The organism is Shinella sp. CPCC 101442, assembly GCF_024704725.1.
Lineage (GTDB): Bacteria > Pseudomonadota > Alphaproteobacteria > Rhizobiales > Rhizobiaceae > Shinella.
In genome coordinates this window covers 640,779-654,820 of sequence record NZ_JALIQS010000002.1, presented here as the reverse complement: position 1 = coordinate 654,820, position 14,042 = coordinate 640,779, and the positions used below count along the sequence as shown (strand labels likewise).

Below are 14,042 nucleotides of genomic sequence, written 5' to 3'. Positions count from 1 at the left end.
CAAGTGAATGATCCACAAACTGAAATCCATCCTTGCCGCAGGCGCGGTCCTCGTTGCGGCGCTGGCAACGCCGGCGCTCGCCGCCGACGCCGTCATCGGCGTCTCGATCCCGGCCGCCACGCACGGCTGGACGGGCGGCCTCAACTACCATACCAAGCGCACCATCGACCGGATGAAGGAAGCCTTCCCGAACATCGACTTCGTGCTGGCGACCTCGTCGAGCGCCACACAGCAGGTCAACGATATCGAGGACCTGATGGCGCGCAACATCAATGCGCTCGTCGTCCTGCCCTTCGAATCCGACCCGCTGACCGAGCCGGTCAAGGCCGCCAAGGCGAAGGGTGTGTTCATCGCGACCGTCGACCGGGGTCTTGCCGAGGAAGGCATCGAAGACCTCTATGTCGGCGGCGACAACCCGCAATACGGCAAGGCGGCCGCCGAATACTTCAAGAAGAAGTTTCCCGATGGCGGCAAGATCGTCGTGATGCGCGGCATCCCGACGGCGATCGACAACATCCGCATCGACGCCTTCAACGCGGCGCTGAAGGATACCAAGATCGAAGTGCTCGACATGCAGTACGCCAACTGGAACCCGGACAAGGGTTTCGAGGTGATGCAGGACTATCTCCAGCGGTTCCCTGAGATCGACGGTGTGTGGGCTGGCGACGACGATGCCGCACTCGGCGCCATCGAGGCGATCAAGCAGGCGGAGCGCAAGAACGTGACGGTGCTGGGCGGTTCCGGCATGAACAAGGTGATCAAGCTGGTGATGGACGGCCACGACATGGTCGATGCCGACATCTTCTACCCGCCGACGCTGATCATCCCCGCGATCGAACTCGTCACCATGAAGTTCGCCACGCAGGCGCCGATCAACGGTCGCTACGTGCTTGGCAGCCCGCTGATCACCAAGGACAATGCGGCGGAATACTACTTCCCCGACGCCCCCTATTGAGGAATGACAGGGTGCGCTCGTCAGGGCGCACCCCGTATAGTCGTCCCTGGAAGGGCGGCCGGACAGGTCCGCCGCGACAAGCGTTGCGGATTGTCTATTTTTGCAATACTGCACTGATCAGGCGATTGGACCGCGCGCAAGACAAGCATGGAATGCCGCGGCCTCTTGCACATCACGCTTCAGGAGTTGCGCTGCATGCCACGGGTAAAACAGTCCGATCAGCCGCCACCGCGCACAGCCAACTACGAAACATTCGTCAATCTCGTTACGGAAGCCTATCCGGACTTGAGCGACCGTTTCCAGCAGGTTGCCCGCTTCATCACGCAGAACCCGAACGTTGTCGCGATGAAATCGATCAACGCGATTGCCGAGGAATGCGGCGCCCATCCCTCCATCCTCGTGCGCTTCGCCCAGAATTTCGGGTTTTCCGGTTTCAAGCAGCTCCAGGCCGTTTTCCAGACCCGGCTCTCGACGGCGGCCCCAGGCTATCGCGAGCGGATCAGCGCGCTGGACGTCGATCTGGAGAAGAACAAGCGGAAGGGCAACCTTGGCTTCCTGCACGATCTGGTCGTTCGCGATATTGCAACGCTGCAGGAACTGCTGAGCTCGACGCCTGAGGAAAGCCTGTCCAAGGCGGCCAAGGTCATAAAGAGCGCGAATACGATCTTTATCGCCGGGCAGCTGCGCTCCGAGCCGATCGCGAAATTCCTCCGCTACGTGCTCTCCATGCTTCAGCTTCGGGTCATTCTGCTCGACCCGGCGGGCGGACTTGCGCCTGAAATGGCGCAGGTCATGGGCAAGAAAGACGTGCTGGTCGCAATCGCCTTCCGTCACTATGCCAAGGAAGTCGTGACGATCGCCGACGTTGCGGCACACAATGGCACGCCGATGGTTGCCATCACGGACAGCCAGCTGTCACCGCTTGCGAAGAATGCCAGCGTTCTGTTCACGATCCCGGAGGATGAATATTCGTTCTCGCGCTCGCTTGCGGCACCCATGTGCCTGACCCAGGCGATCGCGGTCGCCGTTGCAGCGCTGCTCCAGGAGGACAAGAAGGACTCGCCGCAAATTCCGACGGTGACGGGAAACCAGCGCCGCAAACCCTGAGAAGGAATGCCCGCCACACCCGTCTGGGCACGGCGGGCAGGGGTCTCAGCCGACGATTTCGCGGATGTTGACGAACCGCCGCTCGGCGCGCGAGAGATTTGCGGCTTCGGCGAGCGCCAGGGACTTTTCGCCGTCTTCAAAGGTGGCATCCGGCGTGGCGTTGGTTTCGACGCAGTCGATGAACGATTCCAGCCCCAGCGCATAGGCTTCCGCATAGCGCTCGATGAAGAAATTGAGGAAGGGCTCGCCGGCGCCCGTCGCGGTCGGTCCGAACCGTTCGAGACCATGCGCGCGGCGGTTTCCGGAAATGAGCATGCCGTTCGAACCCAGGATCTCGACGCGCTGGTCATGGCCGTAGATGGCGGCGCGGGAGTTGTTGATGTGGCAGAGCTTGCCGCTTTCCGTGCGCAGAACGACCATGGTGGAGTCGATATCGTTCAGCTCGGCCAGCGTCGGGTCGATGAGCGCGCTGCCGGTGGCGAAGACTTCGACGGGCTCTTCGCCCAGCATGAAGCGGGCGAGGTCGAAATCGTGGATGGTCATGTCCTTGAAGATGCCGCCGGATGCCTTGAGGTATTCGCGCGAGGCGAGGCCGGGGTCGCGCGACGTGATGATCACCTGGCGGATCTCGCCGATCTCGCCGGAACGGGCGGCATCGCGCGCGGCCCGGTGGCCCGGATCGTAACGGCGGTTGAAGCCGATCTGGATCGGCCTGTCGAAGCCCAGTAGTGCCGCGCGGCAGGCCTTGACCCGGGCAAGCGACAGGTCGATGGGCTTTTCGCAGAAGATCGCCTTGCCGGCTTTTGCGGATGCCTCGATGAGGTCCGCATGCGTCGGCGTGGACGTCGCGATCAGCACTGCATCGGCCTGTGCGATCGCCTCTTCGGCACTGCCGGCAACCAGGCATCCGAACTGGCGACCGACTTCGTCGGCGGCTGCGGAAACCGGATCGTACACGGCTGCGAGTTCAGCTTTGCTTGAACGCACAATCGTGGCAGCATGCATCTTCCCGATGCGCCCGCAGCCGAGCAACGCAATCCTGATCATCAACTTCCTCCTGATGGTGATGCAAAAAAAGTTGCGCATTTGATATTCCGTCAATATTAATTCTGCAAGCCTGTTTTCGGGCAAGCGTGGATTTTGAGGGAGGGGATCATGCCAGAGGTTTCAGGCAGCCAAGAATTTCCGCTGGCCGAGCGTCGTTTGCGGCTCGGCATCGTCGGCGGAGGGCAGGGCAGTTTTATCGGCAAGGTGCACGCGCGCGGTGCCCGCCTCTCCAATCGCTGGGATCTCGTTGCGGGCGCACTGTCGTCCCGGCCGCAGGTGGCGCTGGAATCCGGGCGTGCCTGGCTGCTCGCCGAGGACCGCATCTACACGGATTACCGGGTGATGGCCGAGCGCGAGGCAGCGCGGCCGGATGGCATCGATGCCGTGGCGATCACCACGCCGAACAATTCCCACCATGCCATCGCCTGCGCCTTCATGGAAAAGGGCATCGACGTCATCAGCGACAAGCCGCTGACGACGACGCTTGCCGATGCGCTCGATCTCGTGCGCCGGCAGAAGGAGACGGGCCTCGTCTTCGGCGTGACCTATGCCTATGCCGCCTCCGCCATGGTGCGGCAAGCCCGGGCGATGATCCGCGAGGGCGTGCTTGGAAAGCTGCAGCAGGTGCATGTCGAGTATTTTCAGGAATGGGCGCTGACGCCCCTGAGCGATGCCGGTGCCGGCGCGCAATGGCGTGTCGATCCGTCGATCGTCGGTCCCACCTTCACCACTGGCGACATCGGCACCCATTGCCACCATCTCGGCGCCTTCGTCTGCGGTCGCCCCGTCACGGCGGTTCGGGCAGAGTTCCACACACTAGGCCCGCCGAAGGCGCTGGAGGACACGGCCTTCATGCATGTGCGCTACGAAGGCGACATTCCCGGCACCATCATGATCTCGCAGGTCGCGCCCGGCGCCCATTGCGGGCTGCGCATCCGGGTCTTCGGTGACAAGGCAAGCCTGGAATGGAACCAGGAAGAGCCGGAACTCCTGCATTTTCGTCGCTTCAACGAACCGGCCCGCGTGCTGACGCGCGGCGAAGGCGCTGGCATCGGCGTGCATGCGGCGCGCTTCGTGCACATGCCGCGTGGCCACCCGGAGGCGCTGAGCGATGCCTGGGGCAATCTCTATGAGGAATTTGCGATTGCCGTCGAGGCACGCCGTCTTGGCAGGACCTTGCCCGCAGGGCTGCTGGAATATCCGACGGTGGTGGACGGTGCGCTTGGTGTGAAGTTCATCGAGGCGGCGCTCGCATCGAGCCAGTCGGGCGGGCAATGGACGGATTGCACGCTGTCGATGTGATTTGCAATAAGTATTGCAATATCAAAATTTATGAAATAATAAGTTCTACGAAGAGGGCTGGCGCGGCAATGCCGGCTCAGGGAGGTTTTTAAATGGGTACCGTTCGTCTCACCATGGCGCAGGCCCTGGTCCGCTATCTCTGCAACCAGTTTACTGAAATCGACGGCCGACGCGAGCCGCTTTTCCCGGGCGTCTTCGCTATTTTCGGTCATGGCAACGTCACCTGCCTGTCGGAGGCGCTGGAGGCGGTCCAGGATACGCTGCCGACCTGGCGTGGCCAGAACGAGCAGTCTATGGCGCTTGCCGCGATCGGTTTTGCCAAGGCGACGCGCCGACGCCAGATCATGGTGGCGTGCAGCTCGATCGGTCCGGGTGCGCTCAACATGGTGACGGCTGCGGGCGTGGCGCACACCAATCGCCTTCCCATCCTGCTTCTCGCCGGTGACAGCTTCGTCAACCGCCGCCCCGATCCGGTGATGCAGCAGGTCGAGCATTTCGGCAATCCGACGATCACCGTCAACGACGCCTTCAAGTCCGTGACGCGCTACTGGGATCGCATCACCCATCCCGAACAGATCCTCTCCTCGCTGCCGCAGGCCGTCGCCGTCTTGCTGGACCCAGCCGATTGCGGCCCGGCGTTCCTCGGCTTGCCGCAGGATGTACAGGAGATCGCCTGGGACTATCCGGAAAGCTTCTTCACGCCGACCGTGCACAAGGTGCCGCGCCCGCGGCCCGATCGCGACAGCCTCGCGGAAGCGATCCGCGTGCTGAAGGCAGCCAAGCGCCCGCTGATCATCTCCGGCGGGGGCGTGCGCTATTCCGGTGCGGAAACGGCGCTGGCCGATTTTGCGGAAAAGCACGGCATCCCGCTTTGCGAGACCATTGCCGGCAAGGGCACCGTCACCCACGACCATCCGGCCCATGTCGGCCCGATCGGCATTGTCGGCTCCACCTCGGCCAATGCGCTTGCCGGCGAGGCTGATGTGATTCTGGCGGTCGGCACACGCCTCATGGACTTCACGACGGGCTCCTGGACGGCCTTCTCGCCCGACGCCCGGTTCGTCTCGATCAATGCGGCGCGCTGGGATGCCAACAAGCATCGCGCCGTCGCCGTGGTGGGCGATGCGTTGGAAACGGTCGGTGAGGTTGAGGCCGCCATCGGCGACTACAAGGCCGACGCCGGCTGGACGGAAAAGGGCAGGCTGGAATTCGCCAAGTGGAACGATGCGCTCGACGGCTATCAGAAGCCGACGAACGCGCCTGTTCCGACCTATGCGCAGGTGGTCGGCATCGTCAATTCCAAGGCGAAGGACCGTGACCTGATCATCACCGCCGCCGGCGGCCTGCCGGGCGAGGTGATGAAGAACTGGCGCGTCAAGGCGCCGAACACCTTCGACTGCGAATTCGGCTTCTCCTGCATGGGCTACGAAATCGCCGCCGGCTGGGGTGCTGCCATGGCCGATCCCACCCGCACGCCGATCGTCATGATCGGCGACGGCACCTACATGATGATGAATTCGGACATCTATTCGACGGTTCTCTCCGGCCACAAGATGATCCTCATCGTCTGCGACAACGGCGGCTACGCCGTCATCAACCGCCTGCAGAATGCCAAGGGTGGCGCCTCGTTCAACAATCTCATCAAGGATTGCCGCGTCAAGGAGCCCTTCGCGGTCGACTTCGGCAAACATGCCGAGTCGATGGGTGCGCTTACCCGCCATGTCGAAAGCCTTGCCGATCTCGGCGATGCGGTCGAATGGGCGCAGACGACGGACCGCACGACCGTGCTCACCATCGTCTCCGACGCCTTCACCTGGACGCCCGGCGATGCCTGGTGGGATGTTGGCGTGCCGCAGGTCAGCGAGCGGGCGGAAGTCAATGCCGCGGCGAAAGACCAGCAGGAAGGCCGCAAGAACCAGCGCGTCGGCGTCTGATCGCGCCACGACCTCGGCACCATACTCATCTGAAGGACGACAAGCATGAGAACCATCAAGGGTCCCGGCGTGTTTCTCGCGCAATTTGCCGGCGATGATGCCCCGTTCAACTCGCTGAAGGGACTGGCCGGCTGGGCCGCCGACAAGGGGTTCAAGGGTGTTCAGATTCCCACGTGGGACAGCCGCGTGATCGATCTCGAACGCGCGGCGGACAGCCAGGATTATGTCGACGAGATCAAGGGGACGCTGGGCGAGCATGGCCTCGTCGTGACGGATCTCGCCAGCCATCTGCAGGGGCAGCTCGTCGCTCTCCACCCGTCCTTCAACCTGCCGGCCGATTCCTTCGCGCCGGCCAAGGTCCACCGTGATCCAGCGGCCCGGCAGGAATGGGCTGTCAACCAGTTGCTCTGCGCAGCCAAGGCCTCGCGCCGCTTTGGTCTCGATCGCCACACGACCTTCAGCGGGACGCTTCTGTGGCCCTATTTCTACCCCTATCCGCAATGGCCGGACGGGCTGATTTCCGACGGTTTCGATGAACTGGCGCGCCGCTGGCGCCCGATCCTCGATGCTTTCGACCACGAGGGCGTCGACGTCTGCTACGAAATTCACCCGACCGAAGACCTGCATGACGGCCTGACCTTCGAGATGTTCCTGGAGCGCGTCGACAACCATGCGCGCTGCAACATCATGTACGACCCGAGCCATCTGGTGCTTCAGTCGATCGACTACCTCGCCTACATCGATCATTACCACCAGCGCATCAAAACCTTCCACGTCAAGGACGCGGAGTTCCGGCCAACGGGCAAGACCGGCGCTTATGGCGGGTATCAGCCGTGGGTCAGCCGTGCCGGCCGCTTCCGTTCGCCCGGCGACGGGCAGGTCGATTTCGGTGCCATCTTCTCGAAACTCACGGGCTACGGTTTTGACGGATGGGCCGTTCTCGAATGGGAATGCTGCCTAAAGAATTCGGAAGATGGCGCGGCCGAGGGTGCGCGCTTCATCCGCGACCACATCATCAAGGTCTCGGATCGCGCTTTCGATGACTTCGTGAAGTCCGGTGCGGACCGATCCGTCAACAATGAAATCCTCGGGATCTAAGGACCTTGGCCGTGTCGAACACAAACCTGTCCAACCGTCGTCTTCGCCTCGGCATGGTCGGTGGCGGCGAGGGCGCCTATATCGGCGGCATCCACCGCTTCGCTGCCCGTCTCGACAACCACTATGACCTTGTGGCAGGCGCTTTCGATGTCGATGCCGAACGGGGCCACAGCTTCGCCGCCAAGAATTTCATCGATCGCGATCGCTCCTATGGCGACTATCTCGCCATGGTGGCGGGAGAGCGCGCACGCGACAACCGGATCGATGTGGTGGCGATCTGCACGCCCAACCACACGCATTTTCCCATCGCCAAGGCGTTTCTCGAAGCGGGGTTCGACGTCATTTGCGAAAAGCCCATGACCACGACCGTCGAGGATGCGATTGCGCTCCATGACCTCGCGCAGGCGACGGGACGTTTCCTTGGCGTGACCTACACCTACAGCGGCTATCCGATGGTTCATGAAGCGCGGGCCATGGTTGCGCGCGGAGACCTCGGCAAGATCCGTGTGGTGCAGGTCGAGTATCCATTGGAGTGGATGGCCACGGGGATCGAACTGCAAGGCAATCAGCAGGCAGCCTGGCGCACCGATCCGAAAAAGAACGGGCGCGGCGGCTCCATCGGCGACATCGGCACGCATGCCTATCATCTCGCGGGCTTCGTAACCGGATTGAAGGCTGAAGCCGTCGCCGCCGATCTCGCGACATTCGTCGAGGGCCGTGCGCTGGATGATAATGCCCATGTGATGATCCGCTACAAAGGCAGCGCGCGTGGCCTTCTATGGTCCTCCCAGGTCGCGATTGGCCAGTCGAACGGCTTGCGGCTACGGGTCTTCGGTGAAAAGGGCAGTCTCGCCTGGCATCAGGAACAACCGAATGAACTGATCTTCACGGGGCTCTTCGGCGCCCCGGAAACGATCAAGCGCGGCCGCGACGATCTTAGCGATGGTGCGCGCGTTCGAACCCGCACACCGCCCGGCCATCCCGAAGGCTATATCGAAGCCTTCACGAACCTCTATTCCGGCTTCGCCGCCGTCATCCGGGCGAAGGAAAGCGGAGCCTCGGCCGGGCCGTTCGGGGAGGGGATTCCGTCCTCCTATGACGGGCTCAAAGGCGTGGCCTTCGTCGACGCCGTGGTCGACAGCCATGAGAAGCACAATGGCGGATGGCTGTCGTTGCAGTTCGCTTAGGGCGCACGGGACGAATCGGACTGCAAGAACAACGCGCAGACGCACGAGAGGAAATCCAAATGGCACAGTTCGAAAACAAGATCGTCGTCGTGACCGGCGGCACGCAGGGCCTTGGTGCTGCAACCGCAAAGCTTCTTGCCGAACGCGGCGCGAAGGGGCTGGTCATTTGCGGGCGATCTGAAGAAAAGGGCGCGGCGCAGGCGGCCCAACTTGAAGCCCTGGGCGCGAAAACCGTCTTCATCAAAGCCGATCTGTCTGATGTGGACGACTGCAAGTCCGTCATCGCCGCCGCCGACAGGACATTCGGCCGGCTCGACAGCCTGGTCAATGCGGCCGGCATGACGAACCGCGGCACGATCCTCAACACAAGCCCAGAGCTCTTCGACCAGCTGTTCGCGGTCAACACCCGGGCGCCGTTCTTCCTCATGCAAGGCGCGATCGAGCTTTTCAAGCGCGACGGCGTTGCCGGAACGATCGTCAACATCTCGACCATGTCCTCGATGGGCGGACAGCCGTTCCTGGCCGCCTACAGCGCCTCCAAGGGTGCGCTGGATACGCTGACTCGTAACACCGCCTACGCCGCTCTGCGGAACCGTATCCGTGTCAACAGCCTCAATATCGGCTGGATGGCGTCGGAAGGCGAGGACAGGACGCAGCGCGAACTGGATGGCCAGCCGGCCGACTGGCTCGCCAAGGCCGTCGTCGCACAACCCAATGGCCGCCTGATCGATCCCGATGAAGTTGCCCGGGCAATCGCATTCCTTGCATCAGACGAATCCGGCCTGATGACCGGCGCGATCATCAATTTCGACCAGGCGATCTGGGGCGCCTATGACAGCCTGCCTCAAGCTGCGGCAGCTCTATAAATGCCCTTCGCCGGCCGGGCGAAACGCTGCTTCAAGGTATGAACTTGGACAACGACGGTTAGCGCCGCCCGGATTCCCGGCCACGGGAAGCACTGCGATGCATCGAGCGGCATCGCCGGAAACCACGTCACGCTCCGCTTCGTCTCGCCCCTTCCGGGCGAGGCGATCCGTAGAGCCGCACAAGGCATTGCGCACAATCAGGGCGGAAGCTCACCGGGCGGCATCGTCGCTTGGTTTGTGTTTGAAGAATCCGAACGCACATGCGCCCATGCAAGCCCTGATTTTCGGCAGGCAGCGGCAAGCGCATTTTCAAACGGCCCGCAATCGGTCCGTTTTCTTTGATCTTGGTTTTCGAGAGTTTTCGGGAAGGTGGCAAAGCCTTAAAAACTGAGGCTTTTCCGCTGGTCGGAGTGGAGTGATTCGAACACTCGACCCCCACGTCCCGAACGTGGTGCGCTACCAGACTGCGCTACACTCCGTGACCAGCGGCGCTTCCTATAGACCAGGGTTTTGGGTTCGACAAGCGCAAAATATCAAAAAAATCCACGATCTTGGGCAAAGTGCCGGTGCGCCGGGAAATTTTTCTTTTCGGCCGGAACCGCTTTGCCGCTTTGCCGTTTGGCAGCCCATGGAACAGATCGTCGCCGACCTCTTCGCGAAGACCGAAATTCCCTATCCTGTCATGCTTGCGCGCATGACGGGCGCCATCGTCCTCGGCGCCGTGATCGGCGCGGAACGGGAGTATCGAGACCAGGCGGCGGGCCTGCGCACGCATGTTCTCGTCGCGCTCGCGGCCTGCGTCTTCGCGCTGCTCTCCATCGAGAGCGTTCATATGGAAGGCTTTGCCGACGAACAGGTGCGCATCGATCCGCTGCGCGTCATCGAAGCGGTCACGTCGGGCGTGGCGTTTCTCGCCGCCGGCATGATCGTTTTCTCGCGCGGCGAAGTGAAGGGATTGACGACGGGAGCCGGCATGTGGCTTGCGGGGGCCGTCGGGCTCTCGGTGGGGCTCGGTTACTGGTTCGTTGCGGTTTTTGCCACGCTCGCCTGCTTCATCGTGTTGTTCATTCTCGGTAAAATCAGGTTTTCGAAAGCTGATCGCGAGCAAACCGGGATAGATGAACATGATTAGGCCCATCATGTTTGCACGACGGGAAATCGAATTTATATTGCTTTACGAATAAATCGCGCCCTATACCGTCTCTCATCAAAGCCGCGCGCTAGACGTGCGCGCGGCTCCGCACCCGCCCGATGACGGCGGAGCGGTCGGGGGGCCCTTCGCCGCTCGGACGACGGCCCGCCCGGTCGAACCTCCGGCGTCGATCTTTAAAGAGACAGTGCCATGCGATCATCGGGCCAGTCCGGTGTGGACGAACTCAGAGCCGTGCTGAAGGCCAGCGCCGCGGGCTTCCTTGCCATCGGCCTTTTCAGCTTCTTCGTGAACCTGCTCGTTCTGACCGGGCCGCTCTTCATGCTGCAGATCTACGATCGGGTGCTCGCCTCCCGTTCGGAGGCGACGCTGGTGGCGCTGACCGGCCTCATCGTCGGGCTCTACCTCATCATGGGTGTGCTCGATCACCTGCGCAGCCGTATCGCCGCGCGTATCGGCGCCCGCTTCCAGGCCCGTTTCGACAAACGCGTCTTCAACGCCGTGCTCGACCGCACGGCCCTGCACGCGCAGGGTGTTTCCACCGTCACCGGCATGCGCGATCTTGACGCCATCCAGAAGGTGCTGTCCTCGCCCGCCGTCTTCACGGTGTTCGACATTCCGTGGACGCCGCTCTTCATCTTCGTCATCTTCACCTTCCATCCCTGGATGGGCCTGCTCGGCGTCGTCGGCGGCCTCATTCTCGTGGCGCTCACCTGGCTCAACCAGAATGGCACGAAGGAAGACCAGGAGCGGGCGATGATCGCCGGGCGCCAGTCCGACGAGATGACGCAGACGCTGCAGAAGGAAAGCGACACAGTTCGCGCGCTCGGCATGCGCCGTGCCGTCGCCAGCCGCTGGCAGCTCCTGCGCGACAAGGCGCTGGAAGCCAATATCCACTATTCCGACAGCAACGGCTTCTATTCGATTACGTCGAAAACCTTCCGCGTCTTCCTGCAGTCGGCGATCCTGGCGCTTGGTGCCTATCTGGTGCTGCAGAACGAGATCACCGCCGGCGCGATGATCGCAAGCTCCATCATCATCGGCCGTGCGCTTGCGCCCATCGAGGGCGCCATCGGCCATTGGGCGCTGATCCAGCGCGCCATGCAGGGCTGGCGCCAGCTTTCCGAGCTGCTGTCCCGCGTGCCGGAAGAAGACCCGCGCACGGCGCTGCCGAAGCCGCGTGCCATCCTCGACGTCGAGCAGGTCACGGTCGTGCCGCCCGGCGAAAAGGTCGCGACGGTGCGCATGCTGAGCCTCGAGCTCCGTCCCGGCCAGGCGCTCGGCGTCATCGGCCAGAGCGCGTCCGGCAAGTCGACGCTGGCGCGCGTGCTGACCGGCATCTGGCCGCCCGCCGGCGGCAAGGTGCGCCTCGATGGCGCGGCGCTGGAGCAGTACGGCACGGACGGCCTGGCCGACCATGTCGGCTATCTGCCGCAGGATGTGGTGCTCTTCGAGGGCACGATTGCCGAAAACATCGCCCGCATGACGCTCGATCCCGATCCGGTGAAGGTGGTGGAAGCGGCCAGGAAGGCCGGCGCGCACGACATGATCCTGCGCCTGCCCGACGGCTACGACACGAAGCTGCCGGCCATGGGCGGCCGTCTCTCGGGCGGCCAGAAGCAGCGTGTCGGCCTTGCCCGCGCGCTCTATGGCGATCCGGTGCTGCTGGTGCTCGACGAGCCGAACTCCAATCTCGACGCAGAAGGCTCCATGGCGCTCAACCTCGCCATCCGCAACATGAAGGCCGATGGCAAGTCCATCGTCATCATGGCGCACCGCCCGGCCGCCATCGAGGAATGCGAGCTCATCCTCATCATGGAAAACGGCCAGCGCCTCGCCTTCGGCCCGCGTGACGACGTTTTGCGTGCGCATCTGCGCAACCATACGCAGGTCGTAGGCGGCACCGGCACCGGCGGCAGCAACAAGTAAGGACAAGGCCATGGTTCGGGAAACGAGTTCCAGGGACAGGAAGTGGAGCGGTCGTCGCTACGCGATCGCCGGTTATACGACGGTTTTCGTGCTGCTCGGCGGCATGGGCGCCTGGGCGGCGCTGACGCGTATCAACGGCGCGGTCGTCGCAGCCGGCGTCATCGAGGTCGCCAGCAACCGCCAGGTCGTGCAGCACCTGACCGGCGGCGTGGTGGGGGAAATCCGCGTCAAGGAAGGCGATACCGTCAAGGCCGGCGATGTCTTGATGCGCCTCGACGATACGTTCGACCGCTCGGAGCTCACCGTCATCGAAGGGCAGCTGTTCAGCCTGCTCGGCACGGCCGCCAGGCTTAAGGCCGAACAGGACGACAAGACCGAGATCACCTTCGATCCCGATCTTCTGAAGGCGGCCGCCACCGATCCGGAGGCCGCCGAAATCGTCACCGGCCAGAAGCGGCTGATGGCGGCGCGGGCGGAAACCCGCGACAAGCAGGCCGCGCAGTTGCAGGAAAAGAAGGCGCAGATCGCCAAGCAGAACGAAGGCCTCGAGAGCCGCATCCAGGCGCTGCAAACGCAGATGAGCCTGATCGGCAAGGAGCTGGAGGCGCAAAACAAGCTGCTTGCCCAGTCGCTGACCAATGCCAGCCGCGTGCTGGCGCTCCAGCGCGAAGAGGCGGAAATCCGCGGCACGATCAGCCAGGCGCGCTCCAACATCGCAGAAAACACCGGTCGCGTCGCCGAAATCGAGATCGCCATCCTCAACATCCATTCCACGGTGCGCGAGGAGGCGACGACGTCGCTGCGCGAGATCGAGGCGAAGATCGCCGAGCTGAAGGAGCGGCGCAACGCCAAGCACGAGACGCTGAGCCGCATGGACATCACCGCGCCGATGTCCGGCGTTGTGCTCGGCATGCAGGTCCATGCGCTGCGTTCGGTCATCCGACCGGCCGATCCGCTGCTCTACATCATCCCGCAGGAACAGAACCTCGTCATTTCCACGCAGATTTCGCCGACCCAGATCGACCAGATCCATGTCGGCCAGATGGCCCATATCCGCTTCGGCGCCTTCGACCATCGCTCGACGCCGGAAATCTTCGGCCATGTGACGAAGGTCGCCGCCGACGTGTTGTCCGACCAGCGCACGGGTGCCACGTTCTACAAGGCCGAAATCACGCCGGATGCCGGCGAGATGGCAAAGCTCAGCGACAAGCACGTGATGCCCGGCATGCCGGTGGAAACCTTCATCCAGACCGCGGAACGTTCGCCGCTCGAATATCTGGTCAAGCCGCTCGCCGACTACTTTTCCAAGGCTTTCCGCGAGCGGTAAACCTTCCGGCAAGACACGCTGTCAACGATCAAAGGGCGCTGCGGCGCCCTTTATCATAACGTCCTCATGGAACAAATTCGCCCTTCAGCCATTCCTTTTCCGACAGATAAACGGAAAGGAAACTTCAATGGCTCGGGCTT

At 62.9% G+C, this 14,042-nt stretch carries 11 protein-coding genes and 1 tRNA gene; 10 read left to right on the top strand and 2 right to left on the bottom strand.

The features are described 5' to 3' along the window. The first annotated feature begins 7 nt into the window (after nt 1-7). Together MUO32_RS08445 and MUO32_RS08440 are read left to right on the top strand one after the other, a co-directional pair. Nucleotides 8-955 (top strand): substrate-binding domain-containing protein, encoded by a 948-nt coding sequence (locus MUO32_RS08445; protein WP_257947767.1) that lies wholly within the window; start codon nt 8-10, stop codon nt 953-955. Between the two features lie 195 nt (nt 956-1,150). Next, entirely contained in the window at nt 1,151-2,062 is a 912-nt protein-coding gene (locus tag MUO32_RS08440) for a MurR/RpiR family transcriptional regulator (protein ID WP_257947766.1), read from the top strand. Nucleotides 2,063-2,107: 45 nt separating this feature from the next. On the opposite strand, the gene iolG is transcribed toward MUO32_RS08440, so the two are convergent. Continuing rightward, a complete protein-coding gene (iolG, locus tag MUO32_RS08435; RefSeq protein ID WP_257947765.1) occupies nt 2,108-3,112 on the bottom strand; it encodes an inositol 2-dehydrogenase in 1,005 nt (334 codons plus the stop codon). A gap of 105 nt (nt 3,113-3,217) precedes the next feature. On the opposite strand from iolG, the gene MUO32_RS08430 reads away from it, so the two are divergent. The 5 genes from MUO32_RS08430 (at nt 3,218) to MUO32_RS08410 (ending at nt 9,496) form a co-directional block, all read left to right on the top strand. After that, a complete protein-coding gene (locus MUO32_RS08430) occupies nt 3,218-4,411 on the top strand; it encodes a Gfo/Idh/MocA family protein (protein ID WP_257947764.1) in 1,194 nt (397 codons plus the stop codon). 92 nt (nt 4,412-4,503) lie between these two features. After that, nucleotides 4,504-6,345 carry a 3D-(3,5/4)-trihydroxycyclohexane-1,2-dione acylhydrolase (decyclizing) gene (gene iolD / locus MUO32_RS08425; protein WP_257947763.1) on the top strand — a complete coding sequence of 614 codons (1,842 nt, stop codon included), beginning with the start codon at nt 4,504-4,506 and terminating at the stop codon, nt 6,343-6,345. Between the two features lie 45 nt (nt 6,346-6,390). Next, a complete protein-coding gene (locus MUO32_RS08420) occupies nt 6,391-7,443 on the top strand; it encodes a sugar phosphate isomerase/epimerase (RefSeq protein WP_257947762.1) in 1,053 nt (350 codons plus the stop codon). 53 nt (nt 7,444-7,496) lie between these two features. Further along, a complete protein-coding gene (locus MUO32_RS08415; protein WP_257948236.1) occupies nt 7,497-8,630 on the top strand; it encodes a Gfo/Idh/MocA family protein in 1,134 nt (377 codons plus the stop codon). Nucleotides 8,631-8,689: 59 nt separating this feature from the next. Continuing rightward, nucleotides 8,690-9,496 (top strand): SDR family oxidoreductase, encoded by an 807-nt coding sequence (locus tag MUO32_RS08410; RefSeq protein ID WP_257947761.1) that lies wholly within the window; start codon nt 8,690-8,692, stop codon nt 9,494-9,496. 402 nt (nt 9,497-9,898) lie between these two features. On the opposite strand, the gene MUO32_RS08405 is transcribed toward MUO32_RS08410, so the two are convergent. Further along, nucleotides 9,899-9,975 (bottom strand) — tRNA-Pro (locus MUO32_RS08405). Nucleotides 9,976-10,124: 149 nt separating this feature from the next. Between MUO32_RS08405 and MUO32_RS08400 the strand changes: the two genes are divergently transcribed. The 3 genes from MUO32_RS08400 to MUO32_RS08390 all read left to right on the top strand — a co-directional run bounded on the left by MUO32_RS08400 (nt 10,125) and on the right by MUO32_RS08390 (nt 13,902). Then, nucleotides 10,125-10,628, top strand: a complete 504-nt coding sequence (locus MUO32_RS08400) for an MgtC/SapB family protein (RefSeq protein ID WP_257948235.1) — start codon at nt 10,125-10,127, stop codon at nt 10,626-10,628. A 210-nt stretch (nt 10,629-10,838) separates the two neighbouring features. Beyond that, nucleotides 10,839-12,575, top strand: a complete 1,737-nt coding sequence (locus MUO32_RS08395; RefSeq protein WP_257947760.1) for a type I secretion system permease/ATPase — start codon at nt 10,839-10,841, stop codon at nt 12,573-12,575. A 10-nt stretch (nt 12,576-12,585) separates the two neighbouring features. Beyond that, nucleotides 12,586-13,902 (top strand): HlyD family type I secretion periplasmic adaptor subunit, encoded by a 1,317-nt coding sequence (locus MUO32_RS08390; protein WP_257947759.1) that lies wholly within the window; start codon nt 12,586-12,588, stop codon nt 13,900-13,902. Nucleotides 13,903-14,042: the final 140 nt, after the last annotated feature.